Origin of the sequence: Idiomarina solivarensis (genome assembly GCF_033052755.1) — a bacterium.
In the GTDB taxonomy this organism is placed as follows: Bacteria; Pseudomonadota; Gammaproteobacteria; order Enterobacterales; family Alteromonadaceae; genus Idiomarina.
Window position 1 is genome coordinate 329,400 of record NZ_JAVFHZ010000002.1, and the last position, 22,250, is coordinate 351,649.

At 46.4% G+C, this 22,250-nt stretch carries 24 protein-coding genes and 1 tRNA gene; 17 read left to right on the forward strand and 8 right to left on the reverse strand.

Features of this window, described 5'->3' with window-relative positions; genetic code table 11:
* Nucleotides 1–9: 9 nt before the first annotated feature.
* From parC to rraB, 3 genes are read left to right on the forward strand one after another with little or no spacing between them, the layout of a single operon-like run.
* Nucleotides 10–2,253 carry a DNA topoisomerase IV subunit A gene (parC, locus tag RBK99_RS05545; protein WP_317503649.1) on the forward strand — a complete coding sequence of 748 codons (2,244 nt, stop codon included), beginning with the start codon at nucleotides 10–12 and terminating at the stop codon, nucleotides 2,251–2,253.
* A 13-nt stretch (nucleotides 2,254–2,266) separates the two neighbouring features.
* Complete coding sequence (locus tag RBK99_RS05550; RefSeq protein WP_317503650.1) at nucleotides 2,267–3,007, forward strand: 1-acylglycerol-3-phosphate O-acyltransferase; 741 nt, start codon at nucleotides 2,267–2,269, stop codon at nucleotides 3,005–3,007.
* On the forward strand, nucleotides 3,004–3,375 hold the full coding sequence (rraB, locus tag RBK99_RS05555; protein WP_317503651.1) for a ribonuclease E inhibitor RraB: 372 nt from the start codon (nucleotides 3,004–3,006) through the stop codon (nucleotides 3,373–3,375). Before RBK99_RS05550 ends, rraB begins: the two co-directional genes overlap by 4 nt.
* 13 nt (nucleotides 3,376–3,388) lie before the next feature.
* Here rraB and RBK99_RS05560 read toward each other — a convergent pair whose 3' ends face one another.
* The 4 genes from RBK99_RS05560 to pepA all read right to left on the reverse strand — a co-directional run bounded on the left by RBK99_RS05560 (nucleotide 3,389) and on the right by pepA (nucleotide 8,760).
* Nucleotides 3,389–3,826 (reverse strand): hemerythrin domain-containing protein, encoded by a 438-nt coding sequence (locus RBK99_RS05560; protein WP_317503652.1) that lies wholly within the window; start codon nucleotides 3,824–3,826, stop codon nucleotides 3,389–3,391.
* 120 nt (nucleotides 3,827–3,946) lie between these two features.
* Entirely contained in the window at nucleotides 3,947–6,796 is a 2,850-nt protein-coding gene (locus tag RBK99_RS05565) for a valine--tRNA ligase (RefSeq protein WP_317503653.1), read from the reverse strand.
* Between the two features lie 7 nt (nucleotides 6,797–6,803).
* Nucleotides 6,804–7,253, reverse strand: a complete 450-nt coding sequence (locus tag RBK99_RS05570; RefSeq protein WP_317503654.1) for a DNA polymerase III subunit chi — start codon at nucleotides 7,251–7,253, stop codon at nucleotides 6,804–6,806.
* Between the two features lies 1 nt (nucleotide 7,254).
* Complete coding sequence (pepA, locus tag RBK99_RS05575) at nucleotides 7,255–8,760, reverse strand: leucyl aminopeptidase (RefSeq protein ID WP_317503655.1); 1,506 nt, start codon at nucleotides 8,758–8,760, stop codon at nucleotides 7,255–7,257.
* A gap of 133 nt (nucleotides 8,761–8,893) precedes the next feature.
* Here pepA and lptF point away from each other — a divergent pair, with 133 nt between their 5' ends.
* Together lptF and lptG are read left to right on the forward strand one after the other, a co-directional pair.
* The gene (lptF, locus tag RBK99_RS05580; protein ID WP_317503656.1) at nucleotides 8,894–10,003 is read left to right on the forward strand and encodes an LPS export ABC transporter permease LptF; all 1,110 of its coding nucleotides are present in this window, start codon (nucleotides 8,894–8,896) and stop codon (nucleotides 10,001–10,003) included.
* Complete coding sequence (gene lptG, locus RBK99_RS05585) at nucleotides 10,003–11,073, forward strand: LPS export ABC transporter permease LptG (RefSeq protein WP_317503657.1); 1,071 nt, start codon at nucleotides 10,003–10,005, stop codon at nucleotides 11,071–11,073. Before lptF ends, lptG begins: the two co-directional genes overlap by 1 nt.
* Nucleotides 11,074–11,093: 20 nt before the next feature.
* On the opposite strand, the gene RBK99_RS05590 is transcribed toward lptG, so the two are convergent.
* The gene (locus tag RBK99_RS05590; protein WP_317503658.1) at nucleotides 11,094–11,603 is read right to left on the reverse strand and encodes an RDD family protein; all 510 of its coding nucleotides are present in this window, start codon (nucleotides 11,601–11,603) and stop codon (nucleotides 11,094–11,096) included.
* 185 nt (nucleotides 11,604–11,788) lie between these two features.
* Between RBK99_RS05590 and RBK99_RS05595 the strand changes: the two genes are divergently transcribed.
* Nucleotides 11,789–11,874 (forward strand) — tRNA-Leu (locus RBK99_RS05595).
* A gap of 69 nt (nucleotides 11,875–11,943) precedes the next feature.
* Here the strand turns inward: RBK99_RS05595 and RBK99_RS05600 are convergent.
* Nucleotides 11,944–12,531 (reverse strand): CBS domain-containing protein, encoded by a 588-nt coding sequence (locus RBK99_RS05600; RefSeq protein ID WP_317503659.1) that lies wholly within the window; start codon nucleotides 12,529–12,531, stop codon nucleotides 11,944–11,946.
* Between the two features lie 36 nt (nucleotides 12,532–12,567).
* Complete coding sequence (locus RBK99_RS05605) at nucleotides 12,568–12,924, reverse strand: hypothetical protein (RefSeq protein WP_317503660.1); 357 nt, start codon at nucleotides 12,922–12,924, stop codon at nucleotides 12,568–12,570.
* 199 nt (nucleotides 12,925–13,123) lie between these two features.
* Between RBK99_RS05605 and rnr the strand changes: the two genes are divergently transcribed.
* The 11 genes from rnr (at nucleotide 13,124) to dnaB (ending at nucleotide 21,773) form a co-directional block, all read left to right on the forward strand.
* On the forward strand, nucleotides 13,124–15,430 hold the full coding sequence (rnr, locus tag RBK99_RS05610; RefSeq protein ID WP_317503661.1) for a ribonuclease R: 2,307 nt from the start codon (nucleotides 13,124–13,126) through the stop codon (nucleotides 15,428–15,430).
* The gene (rlmB, locus tag RBK99_RS05615) at nucleotides 15,427–16,173 is read left to right on the forward strand and encodes a 23S rRNA (guanosine(2251)-2'-O)-methyltransferase RlmB (protein ID WP_317503662.1); all 747 of its coding nucleotides are present in this window, start codon (nucleotides 15,427–15,429) and stop codon (nucleotides 16,171–16,173) included. The genes rnr and rlmB overlap by 4 nt, the downstream gene beginning before the upstream one ends.
* The gene (locus RBK99_RS05620) at nucleotides 16,163–16,594 is read left to right on the forward strand and encodes a signaling protein (protein ID WP_317503663.1); all 432 of its coding nucleotides are present in this window, start codon (nucleotides 16,163–16,165) and stop codon (nucleotides 16,592–16,594) included. The genes rlmB and RBK99_RS05620 overlap by 11 nt, the downstream gene beginning before the upstream one ends.
* A 137-nt stretch (nucleotides 16,595–16,731) precedes the next feature.
* On the forward strand, nucleotides 16,732–17,082 hold the full coding sequence (gene rpsF, locus RBK99_RS05625; protein WP_317503664.1) for a 30S ribosomal protein S6: 351 nt from the start codon (nucleotides 16,732–16,734) through the stop codon (nucleotides 17,080–17,082).
* 24 nt (nucleotides 17,083–17,106) lie between these two features.
* Nucleotides 17,107–17,406, forward strand: coding sequence for a primosomal replication protein N (gene priB, locus RBK99_RS05630; protein WP_317503665.1), 300 nt, complete (start codon nucleotides 17,107–17,109; stop codon nucleotides 17,404–17,406).
* A gap of 10 nt (nucleotides 17,407–17,416) precedes the next feature.
* Complete coding sequence (gene rpsR / locus RBK99_RS05635) at nucleotides 17,417–17,644, forward strand: 30S ribosomal protein S18 (RefSeq protein WP_011235166.1); 228 nt, start codon at nucleotides 17,417–17,419, stop codon at nucleotides 17,642–17,644.
* Nucleotides 17,645–17,684: 40 nt separating this feature from the next.
* Nucleotides 17,685–18,137 (forward strand): 50S ribosomal protein L9, encoded by a 453-nt coding sequence (gene rplI / locus RBK99_RS05640; protein WP_317503666.1) that lies wholly within the window; start codon nucleotides 17,685–17,687, stop codon nucleotides 18,135–18,137.
* A gap of 131 nt (nucleotides 18,138–18,268) precedes the next feature.
* The gene (locus RBK99_RS05645) at nucleotides 18,269–18,793 is read left to right on the forward strand and encodes an RNA polymerase sigma factor (protein ID WP_317503667.1); all 525 of its coding nucleotides are present in this window, start codon (nucleotides 18,269–18,271) and stop codon (nucleotides 18,791–18,793) included.
* Nucleotides 18,786–19,307: a hypothetical protein gene (locus RBK99_RS05650; protein ID WP_317503668.1), complete on the forward strand. Its 522-nt coding sequence runs from the start codon at nucleotides 18,786–18,788 to the stop codon at nucleotides 19,305–19,307. The genes RBK99_RS05645 and RBK99_RS05650 overlap by 8 nt, the downstream gene beginning before the upstream one ends.
* Before the next feature lie 13 nt (nucleotides 19,308–19,320).
* Complete coding sequence (locus RBK99_RS05655) at nucleotides 19,321–20,283, forward strand: DUF4097 family beta strand repeat-containing protein (RefSeq protein ID WP_317503669.1); 963 nt, start codon at nucleotides 19,321–19,323, stop codon at nucleotides 20,281–20,283.
* Nucleotides 20,284–20,378: 95 nt separating this feature from the next.
* The gene (gene dnaB, locus RBK99_RS05660; protein WP_317503670.1) at nucleotides 20,379–21,773 is read left to right on the forward strand and encodes a replicative DNA helicase; all 1,395 of its coding nucleotides are present in this window, start codon (nucleotides 20,379–20,381) and stop codon (nucleotides 21,771–21,773) included.
* A 6-nt stretch (nucleotides 21,774–21,779) separates the two neighbouring features.
* On the opposite strand, the gene RBK99_RS05665 is transcribed toward dnaB, so the two are convergent.
* Entirely contained in the window at nucleotides 21,780–22,250 is a 471-nt protein-coding gene (locus tag RBK99_RS05665; RefSeq protein WP_317503671.1) for a chemotaxis protein CheX, read from the reverse strand.

Genomic DNA, 22,250 nt, shown 5'->3' on the forward strand with positions numbered 1-22,250 from the left:
GAAGTCAGAATGTCGACGGAAGTTACAGAAACCCGCCCACTGAGTCGCTTTACCGAAGAGGCCTACCTCAATTACTCCATGTACGTCATCATGGACCGGGCACTGCCACATATTGGTGATGGCTTAAAGCCTGTGCAGCGACGCATTGTTTACGCCATGTCGGAGCTAGGCCTGTCAGCACTCGCTAAATACAAAAAGTCGGCTCGTACTGTGGGCGATGTTTTGGGTAAGTTTCATCCTCATGGGGACAGTGCCTGCTACGAAGCTATGGTGCTGATGGCGCAGCCATTTACCTACCGTCATCCGTTGGTTGACGGGCAGGGCAACTGGGGATCTCCGGATGATCCTAAGTCGTTCGCGGCCATGCGTTATACGGAAGCGAAGTTGTCAAAATTCAGCGAAGTACTGCTGAGCGAATTGGGCCAGGGAACGGTCGACTGGATCCCGAACTTCGATGGCACGATGAAAGAGCCACAAGTACTGCCGGCACGTTTACCGCATATTTTGCTAAATGGTGTGACGGGTATCGCCGTCGGTATGGCAACCGATATTCCGCCACATAACGCACGTGAAGTTGCCAATGCTTGTGCCTTGTTGCTGGAAAAGCCAAACAGTCAGCTTGAAGATATTATGGCCTTGTTAAAAGGTCCTGATTATCCAACCGATGCTGAAATCATCACTCCTTCTGAAGATATCGTTAAGCTTTATGAAACTGGGCGCGGCAGCATTAAAATGCGTGCCTGTTATGATATTGAAGATGGGGAAATCGTTATTACCGCTTTACCCCATCAGGCGTCCGGAGCAAGAATACTAGAGCAGATAGCTCATCAGATGCAGGCGAAAAAGCTGCCTCTGGTGTCCGATTTACGAGACGAGTCTGACCATGAAAATCCGACACGCCTAGTGGTGGTCCCACGCTCAAATCGCGTGGATATGGAACAGTTAATGAACCACCTTTTTGCCACCACGGATTTAGAGAAGCAGTATCGGGTTAACCTTAATATTCTGGGCTTAGACGGCCGACCTAAAGTAAAACCTCTGGTGGGTATTCTTAAAGAGTGGCTGGAGTTTCGTCAGACCACTGTTACCCGACGCTTACAGTATCGTTTAGATAAAGTCCTTGCGCGTTTGCATATTCTGGAAGGCTTGTTAATTGCCTACCTTAATATTGATGAAGTTATTGAAATTATTCGTACCGAAGACAAACCGAAGGACGTGTTGATAAGTCGTTTTGCATTGACTGATAAACAAGCCGAAGCCATTTTGGAATTAAAGTTACGTCACTTAGCCAAACTGGAAGAAATGAAGCTAACCGGTGAGCAGGACGAACTGAATAAAGAGCGAGAGAAGTTAGAAACCTTACTCGGCTCTGACCGTCGCTTGAAAACATTAATTAAGAAAGAGCTACTCGCTGATGCTGAGAATTATGGTAACGAGCGCCGTTCGCCTATTGTCGAGCGCTCTGAAGCCAAAGCGTTAAGCGAACGCGATTTAACCCCAGCCGAAGCGGTAACCGTGGTGTTATCGAAAAAGGGTTGGGTACGCTCGGCGAAAGGGCATGACATTGAAGGCGACAAATTGAGCTATAAATCAGGGGATAGCTATCTGGCCTCTGCTGAAGGCAAAAGCAATCAGCCGGTGGTCTTCCTGGACACCTCTGGTAAGAGCTTTTCCTGTGAGGCACATTTGCTTCCTTCAGCGCGAAGTCAGGGCGAACCACTGACCGGACGCTTCAGTTTAGTGGCCGGGGAGAACGTTGAGCATGTGCTCATGGCGAAAGAGGAAAGTCACTTGCTGCTGGCGTCCGATGCAGGATATGGATTTGTTGGTCAATTCAGTGATTTAGTCAGCCGCAATAAAAATGGTAAAGCGATTATCAGCCTGCCGACAGGAGCTAAGATATTGCCGCCAAATTCAGTGGAAAACTTAGCCGATGACAAAGTAATTGTTATTTCTAATGAAGGCCGGATGCTGGTCTTCCCGGTTGCGGACCTGCCTCAGCTGAGTAAAGGCAAAGGCAATAAGCTCATTAGTATTCCGGCTCTGCGAGCGCAGTCGCGCGAAGAGTATGTCGTTGCACTGGCGACGGCGGCAGCTGATAAGGCTATTACTCTTATTGCCGGCAAGCGCAAGCTTACTTTGAAGCCTGCAGATTTAGAACACTATTATGGTGAGCGTGGACGTCGTGGTAATAAACTCCCTCGTGGATTACAACGTGTTGACCAGATAGTGGTTGAAGAGAACAAGGATTAATTGAGGAGTTTGAATGTTAGCCTTGTTGCGATGGTTGTTTCTTGGTGTTTTCGTTGTTGTGTTTGGTGTGGTCGGTTGCTTGTTCTGCATCGTTCGCCCTTTTCACCGTAATAACACCTACCGGTTTGCTCACATTTTTGGGTGGGCGATACGGGTTCTTGGCATGAAGCTGGAAGTCAGTCGTCACCCTGATATTGAAAAGGGTGGGCCCTATGTTTTTATTTGTAATCACCAAAATAGCTGGGAAATTTTTACAATAACGGCGATGCTGCCAAAAAATACGGTCACTGTTGGCAAGAAGAGTTTGCGTTGGATCCCCTTTTTTGGTTGGCTTTATTGGCTCTCAGGAAACATCCTCATTGATCGAAAAAATGCCGGAAAGGCGCATGGCACCATAGGACAGACCGCTGATGCTATAAAGCAGCGTGATATTTCAGTATGGATGTTTCCGGAAGGGACCCGAAGTTACGGGCGTGGCTTATTGCCGTTTAAAAATGGTGCCTTTCACACCGCTTTTCGGGCTCAGGCAGATATCGTTCCTGTCTGTGTGTCAGAGCTACACGGGAAGATAAAGATGAATCGCTGGAACAATGGTGTATTGAAAGTCGCCTTTCTTGAGCCGTTAAGAATCGCCAATTATCAGCGTGAAAATTTACGTGAGTTAAGTGGCCATTGTCATCAATTGATGGATGACAAAATTAAACAATTAAACGCAAGTATTGAGCAGGAACAGGCAGAAAAGGATAAACTATGAGCCGAGATCTTAATGATTTGCTAATGCAGAGTGAAGAAACCGTTGAAGCGTTAATTGCTGATGGCGCAGAAACCGATTTGCTTTATGAAATTGAACACCACTTGGCAAGTCAGGACTTTACTAAACTTGAAAAGGCCGCCGTTGAGCTGGTTAAGCAGGGGTATCATGTGGATGATGCCGACGAATTTGACGATGATCGTGGTAAACGCTGGTTTGCGTTTATGGCGGTCACTGATGCTGAGCTCGATAAGGATATTTTAAACCGCCAAGTTCGCGAAATAGCGGCAATTGCTGACGAATGTGGCGTAGAGTATGACGGTTGGGGAACTCTAATTGAAGATGATGAGTTTGATGACGGAGAGGAATAAACCTCTCCCTGGCTTATAAGCCCTTTTCTTTCATCATATTACGATAGTCTTTACCTAGCTTCTCTTTCTCTTCTTCGTTCAACACCTTGCCTGCTCGTTGGAAAAAGCCTTGTTCTTCATCTTCCAAATGATGTAAAACCTTATGCTGCAGGTTTTTAAAGTGTTGAAGCCAGGCTGGGGACGACATTTCAGTCTGTTCAAGAGTTTCAACAAGTTCATCAATTTCATGATGCTCAGCAATACCATGGCGCGACATTTCTATGGTGGCATCGTCTTCAATTAAAGGATTGTAGAAATACCGCTCTTCGGCCGCAGCGTGTTGATCAAGTTGCACTTTGAGTTGCTGATAATATTGTTTACGCTCGGGCTCATTGCCACTAGTGCCCAATAATAACTCGAGTAGCTTCCGTTGTTTATTATGATCTGTTCTTAATTCTTCAAAAATCGTCATCGTTGCTCTCCGTCCAGCTTGTCTATTTATTACTACGGGAGTCTGATTAAAATAGATTATTGCACAAAAAAGCCCAAATCAAATGACTTGGGCTTTTGGGATTACGAAACGAATGTAAATTTACAGAGCTTTAATTTTGTCTTGCTGCTCTTGCAGTTGCTTCAGCGTTGTTTCTGCTTCAGCGAGCTTTTCACGCTCTTTCGCAATAACGGCTTCAGGTGCCTTACTGACAAAGTTGTCGTTACTTAGCTTACCGTTTAAACGCTGCCATTCTTTGTTAGCTTTCTCAATGGATTTTTGAAGCCGCTGGAGCTCTGCCTCTTTATCAATTAATCCGGCCATTGGAATGTGAAGTTTTAACGTGTCCACCAAGGCCGTCATGCTGGCTGGTGCGTCGTTATCGCTTTCAATAAACTCTATCGATTCGAGTTTAGCTAAGCTGCTGAGAAAGCTTTGATTATTCTCGATACGACCTTTCGCCATGGTATCGGCATTAGATAACAGCAGAGGCAGCGGTTTATTGGGTGATAGGTCCATTTCACCACGAATGTTCCGAATGGCTAAAATAACGCGTTTTAGCCATTCCATGTCCTGCATCGCCTGATGGCTGACATTGTCTTCAACCTGAGGGAAAGGCTGTAGCATGATAGTATCATCAGTATTACCAACCAGTGGTTTTACGCGCTGCCAGATAGTTTCAGTAATGTAAGGCATCACCGGGTGCAACAGGCGCAATAACTGCTCTAGCGTATTGACCAGGGTATGGCGAGTACCACGTTGCTGCACTTCAGTACCGTTCTGTAGAACTGGCTTAGTGAGTTCGAGGTACCAGTCACAGAACTGGTTCCAGGTAAACTCGTAGGCTATGGCTGCGGCCTGGTCGAAACGGTAGCTATCCAGCGCCTGCCGGAAATCTTTTACCGTGCTGTTAAAGCGAGCGATGATCCACTCGTCGGCCAGTGACAGGGACATATCGTCACTCTCAAGACCGCAGTCGTGTTCTTCTGTATTCATCAGTACATAGCGGCTGGCATTCCACAGCTTATTGCAGAAGTTACGGTAGCCTTCTAAGCGTTTCATGTCCCAGTTGATATCACGACCAGTCGATGCCAGTGCGGTTAACGTGAAACGCAGCGCATCGGTTCCATGAGCCGTAATGCCTTCCGGGAACTCTTTGCGAGTACGCTTTTCAATTTTCTCACGCATTTTAGGCTGCATCATATTCGCTGTCCGTTTAGCGACTAGCTCATCAGCACTAATGCCGTCTATCATGTCCAGCGGGTCTAATACATTGCCTTTAGACTTAGACATTTTCTGGCCTTCTTCGTCGCGAATAAGGCCGGTCACGTAGACCTTTTTAAACGGGACTTGCGGTTGGCCTTCTTCATCTTTCATAAAGTGCATGGTCATCATGATCATGCGGGCAACCCAGAAGAAAATAATATCAAAACCTGTTACCAGTACGTCGGTCGGGTGGAAGGTTTTTAAGTCGTCTGTGTTTTTAGGCCAACCCAGGGTCGAGAACGTCCACAGTGCCGAAGAGAACCAGGTATCCAGCACATCTTCGTCCTGCTGTAGCGGCGTGTCGCCTAAGTTGTGCTTCTGCCGTACTTCATCTTCTGTACGGCCAACATACACATTGCCTTGCTCGTCATACCAGGCAGGAATGCGGTGTCCCCACCAAAGCTGACGCGAGATACACCAGTCCTGAATGTCACGCATCCAGCTGAAGTACATGTTCTCGTATTGTTTGGGAACAAACTCAATGCGACCGTCTTCGACCGCTTCTGTGGCCTGTTTAGCCATAGGCTCAACGCGAACATACCATTGATCGGTTAAATGTGGCTCAATTGGCACACCACCTCTGTCCCCGTAAGGGATTTTGTTGGTGTGCTTTTCAATTTTTTCCAGTAAGCCCAGATCATCAAACTCAGTAATGAGTTGCTTACGGGCTTCAAATCGCTCTTTTCCTGCGTATTGTTCCGGTAATGTGCCATCAAACCCGTCCAGTTCGCTAAGTGCTTCACCGGTACTGGTGTAGAGGCCCGCTTTTGTCATTACGTGTGCCGTGTCATCAAAAATTGAAATCATACCCGTTTGATGACGTTTACCAATTTCGTAGTCGTTAAAGTCATGTGCGGGGGTCACTTTTACGCAACCGGTTCCGAATTCGCTGTCAACATGGTGGTCGGCAACGATGGGAATGCGGCGGTTAACAATCGGCAAGTTAATGTGCTTACCAACCAGATGACCGAAACGTTCATCGTCCGGGTGCACAGCAACACAAACGTCACCCAGCATAGTCTCCGGGCGAGTGGTCGCTACAACTAAGTGCTCTTTACCGTCTTCGGTTTTTTCGCCATCGGCCAGCGGGTAACGTAAGTACCAGATAGAGCCTTGTTGCTCTTTGTTCTCAACTTCCAGATCTGAAATGGCTGTTTGTAAGGCAGGGTCCCAGTTGACTAAGCGTTTACCGCGATAAATAAGGTTGTCTTCGTGGAGTTTCACAAAGACTTCACGAACCGCATCTGAAAGGCCTTCATCCATTGTGAAGCGTTCACGATCCCAGTCAACAGAATCACCCAAACGACGCATCTGTTGAGTAATGGTGCCGCCGGACTGCTCTTTCCACTCCCAGATTTTGTCGATGAAGGCCTCCCGGCCGAGTTCCTGGCGCGTTTGTCCCTGAGCCGCTAACTGGCGCTCAACAACCATTTGCGTGGCGATACCGGCGTGGTCGGAACCCACTTGCCAAAGTGTATTAAGGCCGTCCATACGTTGGTAACGAGTGAGCGTATCCATAATAGTATGCTGGAAGGCGTGACCCATATGCAGGCTGCCGGTAACGTTAGGAGGCGGAATCATTATCGAGTAGGAGTCGCCTTTACCGGAAGGCTTAAAATAGCCTTTCTCTTCCCATTGTTGGTAGAGATCTTGTTCTATCGCTGCAGGGGAGTATGTTTTATCCATAGTAACCTTACTTCTGTTCGGATTTCAGGGGCTCGGTGTGCATTTGGCAACCGCGCGCTCTGTAATGTTTGTAACGCTCTCGAGCTATTTTTTTGCCATTGTCATCAGCTGGAACAATGTCATACAGCTGTTGGCTTTGCTGAGCTTGTACCGGAATTTCTTCTGCCAGGTTAAAGAGTGCGTACCCCGGCCGGTTTTTTACTGCGGCTGCTTCGGGCCAGCAAAACTCAACAGGGGCACCGGTCGCGGGGCCTTCACCATGTAAGTTATGCGGAATAAACGCATCACTTGGTTGCTGCCACAATAACTCATCTAACGCTTCAGCCTGCTGTTGATTGCGGGCCCAGACCCGCAACTTTTTATGCTTTCGATACAATTCCGCTATCTTATCGCAAATAAGTGAGTTTTGCTTATCTTCAGCTTCATCCGGCATTAAGAAAAAAGTAGCTGACGGCATTTTATTCCGCAGCCTCAGCACTGCACCGGTTAATTAAAAACTGAGTTAATAGGGGCACCGGGCGACCTGTTGAACCTTTGTCTTTGCCGCCTTGCCACGCCGTACCTGCGATATCCATATGTGCCCAGTGATATTTCTTAGTGAAACGCGAGAGGAAGCACGCTGCAGTAATCGTCCCCGCTTCGCGGCCACCAATGTTGGCCATATCAGCAAAGGGACTGTCCAGCATTGACTGGTACTCATCCCATAGCGGCATACGCCAGGCTTTATCACCACTTTGCTGAGCAGCATTAAGGATCTCGTGTGCTAACGGATTATGCTGACTTAAAACGGCCGATGCATGACTCCCCAGGGCAATGACACATGCGCCTGTGAGAGTCGCTAAGTCAATCACCGACTCCGGTTCAAAACGCTCGATATAAGTGAGCGTGTCGCATAGCACCAGCCGGCCTTCGGCGTCGGTATTCAATACTTCAACAGTCTGACCACTCATGGTGGTTAAGATATCGCCCGGACGATACGCATTGCCATCCGGCATGTTTTCGCATCCGGCGACAGCGCCAATGACGTTAATGGGCAGTTGTAGCTCGGCGAGCGCTTGCATCGCACCCAACACACCAGCAGCGCCGCCCATATCGTATTTCATTTCATCCATATTAGCGGAAGGCTTAATAGAAATGCCGCCGGAATCAAATGTCAGACCTTTACCGACCAACACGATAGGAGCCTGATCATCGGGAGCACCTTTATAATGCATTAGCGTTAATACTGACTCATGCTCTGAACCACGACCAACAGCCAGGTAGGCATTCATGCCCAGCTTTTCCATTTCTGCTTCTTCAACTGTTGAAACGCTCAAATTATCGTAGTTACTGGCCATTCGCTTGGCTTGGTCCGCCAAGTAACGGGGGGTACAGATGTTCGGTGGCATGTTTGCTACGTTGCGGCAAATATCCATGCCAGTAGCAACGGCCAATGCATGTTGTACAGCCTGTTCTCCCAAACCCAGTTCTTTACGGCTTGGGACATTAAAGACCAATTTACGTAGAGGGCGACGGGGTTCTTCTTTTTTACTTTTAAGCTCATTAAAGTTGTACAATGTTGCCCGGGCAGCTTCAACTGCCTGACGAACCTTCCAATAGGTGTCGCGGCCTTTAACGTGCAATTCACTCAAAAAGCAGACGGCTTCCATTGAGCCTGTTTCGTTCAGGGTATTCATGGTGCGGGCAATAATTTGGCGATACTGACGCTCGTCAAGTTCGCGCTCTTTGCCGCAACCGACCAGCAAAACGCGTTCGGCAAGTATATTGGGGACATGATGTAACAGCAGAACCTGGCCTGATTTGCCTTCAAGGTCTCCGCGGCGCAATAAATTGCTTAAATAACCATCACTGACTTTGTCTAATTGTTCGGCAACGCCAGACAGACGACGAGGTTCAAACACGCCAACAACGATACAAGCAGAACGTTGTTTTTCCGGATTACCACTTTTGACGCTGAACTCCATGACAGTGCTCCTGTTTCAGGTGGCTTAAATGCCTGCTATAGTTTCGCTATAAAGACACTTTGTTGTTAAAATAACAAGTTTACTTAAAAATCACAGCTATTCCAGTAAAAACCTAAGTTATGAGTGAACGCCAGTGCGCATATTCCGATATTTGATCAGTGAAACATTAAAGTCGCAGCTTGCTGTGCTTTTTATTCTGATGACGATTTTTGTCAGTCAGAAATTTGTCCGGGTGTTATCGGATGCATCGGAAGGCGACATACCCGGCGCCATCATATTTCAATTGTTGTCGTTGAACCTTCCGGCGTTATTGTCACTGATTTTACCGTTAAGTTTATTCTTAGGGATTCTGTTGGCTCATGGACGGATTTATGCCGACAACGAAATGACAGTTCTGCATGCTTGCGGAATAAGTGAATGGTATGTGACCCGAGTCACTTTGGTCTTATCACTGATTCTCGCTTTGGTCACTGCGTCGTTTACTTTGTGGCTAGTGCCCTGGTCGCTCGATCAGGAACAGAAGGTTGAGGATAAAGCTCGCTCGGAAAGCGGGTTAACAGCACTTATGCCCGGACGTTTTCAACAAGCAAGCAACCGCAAGGCGGTAATATTCGTACAAAGCGTTGGTGAGAATGGCGAGCTTGAAGAAGTGTTTGTTGCGCAGCACACTCATAACCAGGGTGAATTGCAGTCGGGCAGTGTGGTGATGGCTAAAACGGGTAAAGTCACCAGCGAAACGTCGGGCTCGCAATGGTTAGAGCTGGGTGAAGGCAAACGTTATGCTGGTGATGACGACAGTTACCAAATGATGTCGTTTGATAGTTATCAACTGCAAATTAAAGAGCAACAGGCGAGCGAGCAGTTGAGAAAACTAGAAGCGTATCCGACCATAGAGCTAATGTCGCAAAATGAGCCGGCTGCTATTGCCGAATTACAGTGGCGCATAGCGATTCCTTTGGCTATGCCGCTGTTGACCCTTATCGCGGTCCCATTAAGCCGGGTAAACCCTCGCCAAGGCAAGTTTGGTCGCATGGCTCCCGCCTTATTGATCTACCTGGGGTACTTTTTGTTGTTAATGGCCGCTAAGTCAGCTATTCGAGATGGCGTCATTCCGCCAGTTATCGGCCTTTGGTGGATACACTGTATCTTGTTGGTATTTGGTCTGGTGTTAGTCGGGAAAGGTCGGCCGATTGGTTTGAGGCTACTGGCAAACTTACGCTTTGGCGCGGCCAGGGGGCGGTAATGTTTAGTATATTAGATAAATACATCGGTCTTGCGGTATTGCGTACATCGCTATTAAGTCTTGCTGTGCTGACAGGATTGTCCTCACTGATACGTTTCGTAGAACAACTAAAATCGGTTGGTCGTGGCGATTACGACGTGACCGATGCCGCGCTATTTGTATTTTACAGTTTGCCGCGAGATATAGAGACCTTTTTTCCAATGGCTGCATTGCTCGGAGGGCTCATTGGGGTTGGTATGTTAGCCAGTAACTCTGAGTTGGTCGTGATGATGGCGGCCGGACGTTCTCGCTTGAACATTATTGGTGCGGTAATGAAGTCAGCAATCATTATGATGATTGCAGTAATGGCTATTGGTGAGTGGGTAGCGCCGCCGATGGAAAAACAGGGCCGGGCTATTCGCTCACAGGCAATTTCCGGGGGGAGTCTGATTTCTGCTCAACAGGGGGTATGGGCGAAAGATGGCTCTGATTTTATTAACATTGGAGAAGTAGAAGATACGGGACGTTTGAATGATGTATTAATCTACGATTTCAATGATAGTCGTGAACTTCAGAAAGTAACCTATGCCCGCACGGCCAGCTTCAATGATGATAAGTGGCGAATGCAGCAGGTAACGATTACTAAAATGACAGAAAATCGTATGCTGCGTAATGAAAAGCCGGTGATGATATGGGAGTCCAGCTTAACTCCCGATAAACTTGGTGTCGTGACAATAAAGCCTGAATCTCTTTCTATTACGGGACTCTTGGATTACCTGAACTATCTTGAGAGTAACCAACAATCTGCAGAGCGTTATGAACTGGCGTTATGGAGGAAGCTGTTCGCTCCTATTACTGTGGCCGTTATGTTGCTAGTCGCGTTGTCTTTTATTTTTGGACCACTTCGTTCTACGACTATGGGAGCAAGAGTGCTTTTGGGGGTTATTACCGGCTTTGGTTTTTATGTCAGTAATGAGATTTTTGGACCGCTGGCGCAGGTCTATCAAATTCCGGCTATTTTAGGGGCTTTACTGCCGAGTATTTTGTTTGCCGGAATTGCCGTTTATTTTATGCGCGGGCGCACGGCCTGACGTCAGGCCGTGCTTTGTAGTTAAAGTTCGTTCCAGTAGAACAGTTGATTCGCTTCTTTTGATAGAGTGACGACTTCCGTTCCTGCTGCATAATCCTGCCACGCGCGTTTATTCTTAAAATCGACTAAAACCCAAAGGTGGCCTAAGCCTGCGCAGCAGGTAAGCAGCCGGATAAAGACCTGACGGCTGGTCAACCGCGAACCATCACGATTTTGAAGTTTCAGGCGCCATGCGCGCATTCCCAAGGTTTGCCCTGAACGTTTCCAGAACCAACCAAAAAACACGCAAACAACCGTAATAAGGTAAAGGCTGTACCACGGACCCTGAGCTAACCAGGCCGCATGGTCCATCCCTTCGGGCAGTACTAACCAGTTAAAAGCGGTCAGTAATGCAGCGAAAAGTAAAGCCAAAGCGGAAGCCAGCATAATAATGGCTGCAGCAACCAAAAAGTCGTAAACCCAGGAGACAAAACGTCTGGGAAAATTTGCGCTGGGGAAGCTAGCATGCAGTTTTTGTGCTTCAGAACTCATGTGGAACTCATTAAAAATTGATCGTAATGGAATGATATCATGAGCAATGCAGGCTGACAGCTGTCTCATTTGTACAAGGAATCAACAGTTAGTCGATTTTCTCGAATTATCGCTTGATTAGCGCAAGTTCACGGGTATAATTCCGTTCCGTTGCTATTACGCAACTCATTCCTCTTATCTGGCATGGCGCTGTGGTGGAATTGGTAGACACGCCTGATTCAAAATCAGGTTCCTTCTGGGAGTGACGGTTCAAGTCCGTCCAGCGCCACCACTAAATAGTTTTCTTAAGATGTAGACTGAAAACTGCCAGAAGCACAAGCACTTCTGACAGAATTTCATTTCACTCAATAGCTTCTTTGTGATTTACCACAGAAATAATTTCCGCAAACGTTGAGGGTAAATGGAAAACATTGACGGACTCTCCTGTAAGTTCGGCCACTTTCAGGGATGATACTACACCGTAAACTTCATCTTGGTTAATCACCACAAGGAAGTCCCTGCCGCTGGCTTTAAGTGTTGCCGCCGCATCCCCAATGCGAGCTTTTTTTAGATCACTCAATTGAACCTGAGGTAATGCTGATAAAGGTATCATAAGATCCTTGACGCTCAGTTCTCTCCAGTTAGTTTGGGTGCGCGTGGCGACTTGGGTCGCCTTTCGGCCGTGTAACTCTCTAAGCGCCAACAACCCTATCATTTGCTCACTGCGGTTCTTTACACAAGCATAACGGCTTGCGGCGCCTTTTATCGCCGATTCAGCATCGCTGACTAGCGTTCCTTCTGATAGTTCGACGGCAGACAACGTTTTAAAATCATCCATTACGTGAAGGGCATTATCGTGCCAGCTTAACGTTTCGTTAGAATGATGACTGTGATGAATTGCTATTTTTTCGGCTGTAGAAGACCATTGAATCTCTTTAAACTCACTCATGACGTACTCCTTTAAAAAATGTAAGAACAGAATTTTTTAAAGGTGGGTAGGTGGCCCCCGAACAAGGTGCCAGTTCCATTTAGTGAGTAACGGGTTGACTCTGGTCTGGAAGTGATAGGTTATTGGTGGAAGGCTTTGGAACGTTTTTGACGTAGCATTCGCCGCTTTATCTAGCTCTGGTTCATCTGCCTGAACCTCTGAAATAGATGACGACAAGTCAATAATAAAAGCAGAGTCAGGAGCTTTTTGAGTCGTTAGGTATTTATCACTACTGTCATTTAAACTGGCGAAAGTTGCCGTATTAAAAGTGATAAGCAATAAACACAGCAACACCTTATAGCCCCATGTTGTAGACCATTTTAATTGATTGGTGTTTACTGCGTGTTTCTGCATTTCTTTACTTAGCCCAATAATGACTTACTGTTTGCAAACTAATGCATGTGAGTGAATTCGACAACGTATTTTTTTATCAATTAAATAAGATATGGGTACCTTTTGTTCAAAATACAAGCGAAGCACTGACATTATGAGATTCAGCACGTATACTGTTGCCCATCGGTCCTCCTTAACCGTGCAACTACAATAGGATTCTATGTCAGATAATCAGCAGAACAACAGTACGCCAGAATATGAAGTTGAAATTCCAGGCCGTGAGCAATTACTTGAGCTCGTTACATCGAACAATAAGCCGGTTCATTTCGACGAGTTTATTAGTCACTTTGGTTTAGACGATGAACGTCAGGCTGTTGGGCTGAAGCGTCGATTACGCGCTATGGAGCGTGACGGACAGCTTATATACAGTAAAGCCAATGCTTATGGTTTGCCTGAGCGTATGGATTTGATTAAAGGTCGAATTATTGGTCATAAAGACGGTTTCGGCTTCTGTCAGACCGAAGACGGCGGCAAAGATCTTTTCATTCCACATCATCAAATGTATTCGGTTTTACATGGCGATCGCGTACTGGTCAAAACCAGCGGTAAAGATAGTCGGGGCCGCACCGAAGGCCGTATCGTAAGGGTAACTGAGCCGCGGGACAGCAATATTGTTGGTCGCTATTTTATTGAGCATGGTTTAGGCATTGTGGTGCCTGACGATGGACGTATTAGTCAGGACATTCTGATTCCGGACCCGGATAAAAACGGTGCACGCCATGGCCAACTTGTGGTTGTAGAAATCACTCGCAGACCAAGCCGCCGTACCAGCCCAATCGGACGTGTGAGCGAAGTACTCGGTGACCACATGGCACCCGGCATGGAAATTCAGGTGGCTATTCGTGAACACGATATCCCGACCGAATGGCCATCAGAAGTTGATGAAGAGCTTAAGAAATACAGCGAAGACGTTCCGGCTGAAGCCTATGAAGGACGTAAAGACTTACGTGACTTGCCGCTTATTACTATCGATGGTGAAGACTCGCGTGACTTTGACGACGCTGTTTGTTGTGTCCAGGAAGATAAAGGCTGGCGTCTGTGGGTAGCAATTGCTGATGTATCTTACTACGTGCGTCCCGAGACGATTCTGGATAAAGCGGCAACAGAGCGCGGTAACTCGGTTTACTTCCCAAGCAATGTTATTCCGATGCTACCGGAAAAGCTCTCTAACGGCTTATGTTCATTGAATCCTGATGTTGATCGCTTGTGCATGGTCGCAGAAATGGAACTGGGCCCTCGCGGAAAGCTGAAATCGACTCAGTTTTACCCTGCTGTTATGAAAAGTCACGCGCGATTGACTTACAATAAAGTTAAGAAGCTTCTCGATGGCGACGAAGAGTTGCAACAACAGTATCAGCATGTAATGGACAATGTGCAGGAGCTGGAGCGACTTTATAATGCATTAAGTGCAGCGCGCAAGCGTCGCTCAGCTATTGAATTCGATACTCAGGAAACTCGTTTTATTTTCAATGCTCAGCGTAAAATTGAAAGTATTGAGCCTGTTAAGCGGCATGTGGCTCATAAAATCATTGAAGAGTGCATGATCATGGCAAACGTTGCTTCTGCTCAACTTATCGAGTCTGATAAGGAAGTTGGGGCATTGTTCCGGGTGCACGAAACACCTTCGGACGAGCGACTGAACAATTTCCGCAGCTTCCTTGGTGAACTTGGTTTGAACCTGGAAGGCGGGGATGACCCTTCTCCCAAAGATTACGCTACGTTGCTTGAGCAAGTTAAAGATCGTCAGGATCATGAGTTGATTGAAACCATGCTGTTGCGTTCTATGCAGCAGGCGGTTTATCAAGCAGAAAATAAGGGGCACTTTGGATTAGCGTTGAAATCATACGCGCACTTTACGTCACCTATCCGTCGCTACCCGGATCTCATCTTGCATCGCGCGATAAAAGCGATTCTGCGTAAGAAAAAGGGTGAAGAAAAAGGTCTAGTTGGTGCATGGGCGTACTCAGAGAAGCAACTCGATGAACTGGGTGTTCATACCTCGATGACGGAACGACGTGCCGACGATGCTACCCGTCAGGTTGACGAGTGGTTGAAATGTGAGTTTATGCTCGATCATATCGGTATGGAGTTTGAAGGCGTTATTTCTTCGGTGACTAACTTTGGTCTGTTTGTGCGCTTAAGCGACTACCAAATTGACGGTTTAATTCACATTAGTAACCTTGATAACGACTACTACCATTTTGATCAGCAAAAAGGGATGTTAGTCGGTGAGAACAGCAACAGCGTTTTCCGTTTGGGTGACAATGTGAAAGTGAAAGTGAAAGACGTAAACCTTGATGACCGTAAGATCGATTTAACGTTGCTTGAAGCGACAAGCCCTGGTGGTAAAAAACGCAGTATGCCAGCTAAAGGATCGGGAAAAGGCAAAAGGAAGGGACAACCTCGCGGCAAAGGCGGTCAAAGGAAAAATGCTAACCGCGGCGGTAAAGGGCGTAGTAAGTCATGAGCCAAAAAGTGACGGTGTTCGGCCTGCACGCCGTGCGGGCAATACTAAAAAACCATCCCGATCGCTTAGTGGAACTGTATGTTTCCAAGGAACGGCAAGATGACTCTGTGCGTGATATTGTTAACCAATGTCACGCCACCGGTGTCAGGCCGCAGTGGGTGCCAAAGCAAGCACTGGAGAAACGAGCTGAAGGGGGCAATCACCAAGGGGTCGTCGCGACGGTGCATTCACCACCCACATTGACAGAACATGATTTACCTAAGCTGTTAGAGCAGACGGATAAAGCGGGTCTGTTTTTAATTTTGGACGGTGTTACTGATCCACATAACTTGGGAGCCTGTCTGAGAACAGCTGATGCCGCCGGTGTTACAGGCGTTATTGTTCCTAAAGATAAATCGGCTCAGATTACGCCAACCGTGCGTAAAGTTGCATCAGGTGCAGCCGAGAACGTACCCCTTATTGTGGTTACCAACTTAGCCAGAGCATTAAGAGATTTACAAGAACTCGGTGTTTGGGTTTATGGAACGGCCGGGGAGGCGACTCAGTCTGTTTATGATGTTGATTATCGTGGCCCGGTAGCGTTAGTGATGGGTGCAGAAGGTAAAGGCATGCGACGTTTGACTCGGGAAACTTGTGACAATTTAATCTCTATTCCTTTGGCGGGTAGTGTCAGCAGCCTGAACGTTTCGGTCGCTAGTGGTGTCTGCTTATTTGAGGTCGTTAGACAACGAAATGGATCTTAAACGTCGTCTTTTGCCGATAGGCATTGCGTTGGCAATGATAGCCGTTTTGTTTGTAAGCTGGACTCCCAACTGGGAGTCAGCCACGTGGCTACGTTCAGAAAAGCCTTACGTTGCATTTCATTTTGAGCTGCCAGATGACGCAGGAAAGTCCGTCGAAAACCTTGCTTTTGACATCAGTAATCGACTTGAAGTAAGGCATGAGTGGCACCGAGTGGAAGATAGTGCGGCAGAATGGCAGGTGACGCTCCTGTTTCAGGAACAGGAAAATGCGGTGCAGATTGATGCAACGGTAAAGCGCCAGGAAGAGCTGGTTGATCACATTATTGTGCGAGGTGAAAAAGCTGTAGCCAATGAACTCGCTGGCCGGATTGTTGATTTACTCAGTACCCGTATTGAAAAAGCCCATAAAAACGTCGATTAATTTGCAATCGGCGCTCATTTTAGTTAGTATCGCGCGGCTTAAATCAGCCATATTTTCATTTTACTGAATGTGTTCCTTGCTTCTATGTTAGTGCGGCTGAGCTAAACTGAGGCTATACGAACCAAAAGGAAACTGTAATGCGTCATTACGAAATCGTATTTATGGTCCATCCGGACCAAAGCGAGCAAGTACCTGGCATGATCGAGCGCTACAGCGAAACGATCAAGCAAGGTGGTGGTCAAGTCCATCGTTTAGAAGACTGGGGCCGTCGTCAATTGGCTTACCCAATCAACAAGCTGCACAAAGCGCATTATGTTCTGTTGAACATTGAAGCGTCTGCAGAAGTTGTGGAAGAGCTGGAAACTGCATTCCGTTTCAACGATGCAGTATTACGCAACATGATTATGCGTAAGAAAGAATCTATTACTGAGCCTTCGCCGCTAACTAAGCCGAAGGAAGATCGTAAAGGTGACAGTGAAGCGGCGTAAGCTTGCTGACCTTCTAAAAACTTTATGAATCGACTGCATTTAACCGGAACGCTAAGCAAAGTACCTAAGCTGGAAACCAGCCCTTCAGGTATTGAGCATTTACAATTAGTAATTGAACATCGGTCTATGCAACCAGAAGCTGGTATGAATCGTCAATCTTATGTACGTATTCAAGTCGTTTTAAGTGGAGAAGGTTTACAACACTGGTTAGAAAAATTGACGGTTGGTTGTGAAGTTCTGGCAGAAGGTTTTCTGCACCGTCACGAGGATAGCAATGGCTCACCTCGTTTGGTACTTCATGCTCAGCATCTCGAATTGATTTAAGGAGACCATCATGGCTCGTTTTTTTCGTCGCCGTAAATTCTGCCGCTTTAAAGCAGATGGCGTAAAAGAAATTGATTATAAAGATATCGCTACGCTTAAGAACTACATTACTGAAACTGGTAAAATCGTTCCTAGCCGTATTACTGGAACATCCGCTAAGTATCAGCGTCAGTTAGCGCGCGCTATTAAGCGTGCTCGTTATTTGTCACTGCTGCCTTATACTGATTCACATCAGTAAGCTAGCGCCGGTCGAATACCAAAAGTAGAGGTAGCGAGAAATGAATGTCATTTTGTTAGATAAAATTGCTAACTTGGGAAGCCTTGGCGATCAAGTCAGTGTTAAATCAGGTTACGCACGTAACTTTCTTTTCCCACAAGGAAAAGCAGTACCAGCGACCAAAAGCAACGTTGAGTTATTTGAACAGCGTCGTGCTGAGTACGAAGCTAAATTGTCTGATCAATTAGCGGCTGCTGAAGCTCGTGCTGAGAAAGTGAATGCTTTAGGCGCAGTAACCATTGCTTCTAAAGCGGGTGATGAAGGTAAATTATTTGGCTCTATCGGTACTCGCGATATCGCTGATGCAGTAACCGCTGCTGGCGTTGAAGTGAAGAAGAGCGAAGTTTTAATGCCTCACGGTACATTGCGTGAAGTGGGTGAGTTTGATATCGAACTGCATCTGCATGCTGATGTATTTGCAAATATCACGTTGAAAGTTGTTCCGGCTGAGTAAGTCGTTACGATTTGAAGAGAAAGCTGCCTTTGGGCAGCTTTTTTTTGGATAAAATTTAGCTGCTGTAAACCTTCCTTAAGGCGCGGTCGTCTAAACTAGTAAATTATAAAAAACGGTATCGGGGAGATAGCGTGCAAAGTGCAACAGATAGTGATGATGTGCTATTAGCAGCTCAAGGCGACGTACAAGCTTTTCAGCGTTTATATCACTTACATATACGACAAGTTTATGGGTTAGTGTTGCGACTTTGTGCGGACAGAAGTCTGGCTGACGATCTGGTTCAGGAAGTTTTTGTACAACTCTGGCAAAAACTTGATTCGTTTCGTGGTGAAGCAAAGTTTAGTAGCTGGCTTTATCGTGTAGCGACGAATATTTGTCTTACCGAAATGCGCAAACAAAAACGATGGTTTGCCAAATTTAGCTTCGGGGAAAATGCTTCTTCTGAACAATTCGACGAGGGCGCGTTGGATATCAGTCAACTGGATAAATTAATTCTAAAGCTGCCTGAACAAACTCGCCAGGTTTTTGTATTGCATGCTTTGCAAGGAGAGTCGCATCAGCAAATAGCGGATTGGCTGGGAATTGCAGTTGGCACCAGTAAAGCCCAGTTTCATAGGGCTCGTAAGAGATTAGAGGAGTGGCTGGAAGATGAGTGATACTGAGCAACGCAAAAGATTGGCAAATCGTCTCGAACAACTTCAGCGTCAGGGGATAGAGCCCCCGGAACACCTTTGGTCGGGCATTGAAAGCCGGTTGGGTCAAAAGATACCTCGGCAGAGCCGAGCGCAGCCTTTTTGGTTTGGAGCGTTGGCGGCAAGTGTTGTTATCGCAACCTTTATGACTGGTTGGCAATTAAGTACGACAAGCTCAGTCGATAAACCCAGACCGGTGTCTGAATTTTATTTGTTAGCGCAGAAGATGAATGCGGAACAGCGACAGCAATTGCAGATGATGCGAGCTGGCTACGAAACAGCAGGCTACCGACAGCTGACGGGTGATATTAAAACTCAATTAGCGCAATTGGCATCTGCCAGAGAAAAAATCACGGATTCTTTGCGAAACAGCCCGGGTGACCCGAATTTATTAGAGTTGTTACGTTGGGTAAATGAAGAAGAACTGAAGTTATTCAGTCAGTCGTATACGCTGAGAAATACAGTGCAAGAAATTTAAACAGGAGATAAAAATGAAGAAAATATTAACGGTCCTGGGCTTAACTTTGCTCATATTCAGCAACCACATAGCGGCTCAGGAGAAAGTCGACGAAACTTTAGCGGTCTCTCCCGAGGCGAGGGTTTTCATTGACAATATGAGAGGAAAGGTAGAGCTCATTGCCCATGAAAAAGAAGAAATTCGTGTGGTGGGTAAGCTTGATGAGAAAACAGAAAGGTTTATCTTTGAAGAACGAGGCAACGGCATTCATATCAATGTCGAGACCCCTCAAACTAGTGGGTTCAACTTTATGTCAGATGATTCAGAAGGGTCAGACCTTAAAATCTATCTGCCTGCATCTATGGATATTCAAGCTAATGGCGTTTCTATGGATGTAATCGCCAACGAGTTGACTGGTGGTTTAGAGGTTCGTTTAGTCAGTGGTGATATTAAGGTAACAAAAATAGCTAAACGCGTATTATTAAAAACGGTGAGCGGTGATATTAAAGCAAAAGGTCTCGATGGTGCGGTACGCTTTGAAACCGTCAGCGGAGATTTAACGGATTTAGATAATAGCGCAAAAACAGCTACTTATCAGTCGGTTAGTGGTGATATTACTGTCCATTCGGATACGATTGAAGAGCTGACAGTACAGTCAGTTTCTGGTGATATCGATACTCATATTGGATCTTTACGCAAAGGAAAGATGACAACAGTCAGTGGTGACGCCAAGTTAATAGCTCGTCTGAGTGAAAATGCGAGGTTGGAGGCAAGTTCTGTTAGTGGTGACCTAACGTTTAAGTGGGTTGGTGATATTCACGCGAATTTTGATATTCAGTCTAATGCAGGCGGAGAAATTAACAATCGCCTGTCGGATGATAAAGTCAGTGAAGCAGAGTGGGGGCCTTCGTCAACACTTGAATTTACAATGGGTGACGGTAGTGCCGATGTATCAGCCACAACGGTTAGCGGGGAAATTACGCTCGATAGAAATTAAATCACGGTGTTAGGTGTCGCTTTGCTTTCTAAATAAGAGGGGATTTTGTATAGTAATCCCCTCTTATTATTTCCCTTGGCGAGACAACTTTCCACATGGCAGAGAAGTCAAAAAAACGTGACGCATCCATAGAAGCTTTGCGCTCAGCACCACACTCAATAGAAGCTGAACAGTCGGTTCTTGGTGGCTTAATGCTGGATAATGATGCGTGGGATAATGTAGCGGGCAGTGTCATCGCTGAAGACTTCTATCACCGTTCTCATCGACTTATTTTTAAAGCAATGCATGAGCTTGCTCAACGCAGTCAGCCAATGGATTTGGTTACTGTATCAGAAAATCTCGAGACGTCCGGGGAATTAGAGCAAGTTGGTGGTTTCGCTTATCTTGGTGAAATTGCAAAGAATACGCCCAGCGCTGCCAATATCTTAGCCTATGCGAACATTGTTCGTGAACGTGCCGTGTTGCGAGAAATGATTGGAGCGGCAAATGATATCGCAGAATCTGGCTACGATACTCAAGGCCGAAGTAGTGCAGAGTTGCTCGATTTAGCAGAGTCTAAGGTATTTAAGATAGCGGAAAAACGCGTTAGCTCAAATGAGGGTCCGCAGGGAATAAACCTAATTCTGCAACGCACCGTTAGCCGTATTGAACAGTTAAGTAAGCTCAAAAATAATAATGGTGTGACCGGCGTTTCTACGGGCTTTACTGACCTGGACCAAATGACGGCGGGGCTTCAACCTTCCGACTTAGTGATAGTAGCGGCGCGCCCTTCAATGGGTAAGACAACCTTCGCCATGAACCTGGCAGAGAATATAGCACTTAATGATGATCGACCAGTATTGGTATTTAGTTTAGAGATGCCAGCGGAGCAATTAATGATGCGTATGTTAGCGTCGTTAAGTCGAGTGGATCAAAATAAAGTGCGTACGGGTAAACTTGAAGATGATGACTGGGCTCGCATCGCCTCTGTAATGAACATGCTCAACGACAAGAATAACATCTACATCGATGACTCGTCGGGCTTAACTCCTACCGAAGTCCGTTCGCGGGCGCGCCGTATCCATCGAGAGCATAAGGGCATCTCCATGATTATGGTCGATTATTTACAGCTGATGACTGTTCCCGGTATGTCTGAAAACCGAACACTGGAAATTGCTGAAATCTCTCGATCTTTGAAGTCTTTGGCGAAAGAACTGGAAGTTCCTGTGGTCGCGCTGTCGCAATTGAATCGATCGTTGGAACAACGTTCAGATAAACGTCCGGTAAACTCCGACTTACGTGAGTCAGGCTCTATTGAGCAGGATGCCGATGTCATTATGTTTATTTACCGGGACGAGGTGTATCACCCCGATTCAGCCGAGCAGGGGCTGGCAGAAATTATTATTGGAAAGCAGCGTAATGGACCTATTGGAAAGGTTGAGCTTAAGTTCCACGGACAACTATCGAGATTTGATAATTATGCTCGTAATATTAGCGACGATCGCTATTAATCGCCGTTAATTAATTTTATCAAAACAAATTTCAATGTAAGCTTTTCCGGCTACGTGATTAAACGGCATGATTAATTTCGAGCCTTCCGATTTGTGCGAAATAGTATGGTCTTTGCCAGAAACAACAATCGGTGTTGCCATATCAAAGTCGTAACCTTTTTCACCTAAGGCTTTTTTGGCACCACCGGTTACCATATTGGTTATTTCACCCACCATGTCACAAACATCTTCGTTAATCGAATCGGGTAATTCGCCCAGCATTTTATTCATTACTTCGCAGGCGAGATTTTCCTCGAAGGAAATTGAAAATGAACCTCTAATTTGTGGGCCTACCATCCCGATAATACCGGATACGTCACCACGGGCGTATTCGTCCTTTTTAAGCTGCGCTTTACCGGGTTTCAATTCCATTTGCGCCATCATCGACAAGACATTTTGTAGCGCTTGAAGAAATGGGTTTACGAACTCGGCATTCAT

Coding starts and splice junctions, on each gene's coding strand:
- rpsF (WP_317503664.1), top strand. CDS start 16,732: ATGCGTCATTACGAAATCGTATTTATGGTCCATCCGGACCAAAGCGAG.
- RBK99_RS05560 (WP_317503652.1), bottom strand. CDS start 3,826: ATGACGATTTTTGAAGAATTAAGAACAGATCATAATAAACAACGGAAG.
- RBK99_RS05665 (WP_317503671.1), bottom strand. CDS start 22,250: ATGAATGCCGAGTTCGTAAACCCATTTCTTCAAGCGCTACAAAATGTC.
- RBK99_RS05650 (WP_317503668.1), top strand. CDS start 18,786: ATGAGTGATACTGAGCAACGCAAAAGATTGGCAAATCGTCTCGAACAA.
- RBK99_RS05570 (WP_317503654.1), bottom strand. CDS start 7,253: ATGCCGTCAGCTACTTTTTTCTTAATGCCGGATGAAGCTGAAGATAAG.
- rraB (WP_317503651.1), top strand. CDS start 3,004: ATGAGCCGAGATCTTAATGATTTGCTAATGCAGAGTGAAGAAACCGTT.
- RBK99_RS05620 (WP_317503663.1), top strand. CDS start 16,163: ATGGATCTTAAACGTCGTCTTTTGCCGATAGGCATTGCGTTGGCAATG.
- rlmB (WP_317503662.1), top strand. CDS start 15,427: ATGAGCCAAAAAGTGACGGTGTTCGGCCTGCACGCCGTGCGGGCAATA.
- lptG (WP_317503657.1), top strand. CDS start 10,003: ATGTTTAGTATATTAGATAAATACATCGGTCTTGCGGTATTGCGTACA.
- dnaB (WP_317503670.1), top strand. CDS start 20,379: ATGGCAGAGAAGTCAAAAAAACGTGACGCATCCATAGAAGCTTTGCGC.
- pepA (WP_317503655.1), bottom strand. CDS start 8,760: ATGGAGTTCAGCGTCAAAAGTGGTAATCCGGAAAAACAACGTTCTGCT.
- priB (WP_317503665.1), top strand. CDS start 17,107: ATGAATCGACTGCATTTAACCGGAACGCTAAGCAAAGTACCTAAGCTG.
- RBK99_RS05600 (WP_317503659.1), bottom strand. CDS start 12,531: ATGAGTGAGTTTAAAGAGATTCAATGGTCTTCTACAGCCGAAAAAATA.
- RBK99_RS05655 (WP_317503669.1), top strand. CDS start 19,321: ATGAAGAAAATATTAACGGTCCTGGGCTTAACTTTGCTCATATTCAGC.
- parC (WP_317503649.1), top strand. CDS start 10: ATGTCGACGGAAGTTACAGAAACCCGCCCACTGAGTCGCTTTACCGAA.
- RBK99_RS05605 (WP_317503660.1), bottom strand. CDS start 12,924: ATGCAGAAACACGCAGTAAACACCAATCAATTAAAATGGTCTACAACA.
- rplI (WP_317503666.1), top strand. CDS start 17,685: ATGAATGTCATTTTGTTAGATAAAATTGCTAACTTGGGAAGCCTTGGC.
- RBK99_RS05550 (WP_317503650.1), top strand. CDS start 2,267: ATGTTAGCCTTGTTGCGATGGTTGTTTCTTGGTGTTTTCGTTGTTGTG.
- rnr (WP_317503661.1), top strand. CDS start 13,124: ATGTCAGATAATCAGCAGAACAACAGTACGCCAGAATATGAAGTTGAA.
- rpsR (WP_011235166.1), top strand. CDS start 17,417: ATGGCTCGTTTTTTTCGTCGCCGTAAATTCTGCCGCTTTAAAGCAGAT.
- RBK99_RS05590 (WP_317503658.1), bottom strand. CDS start 11,603: ATGAGTTCTGAAGCACAAAAACTGCATGCTAGCTTCCCCAGCGCAAAT.
- RBK99_RS05565 (WP_317503653.1), bottom strand. CDS start 6,796: ATGGATAAAACATACTCCCCTGCAGCGATAGAACAAGATCTCTACCAA.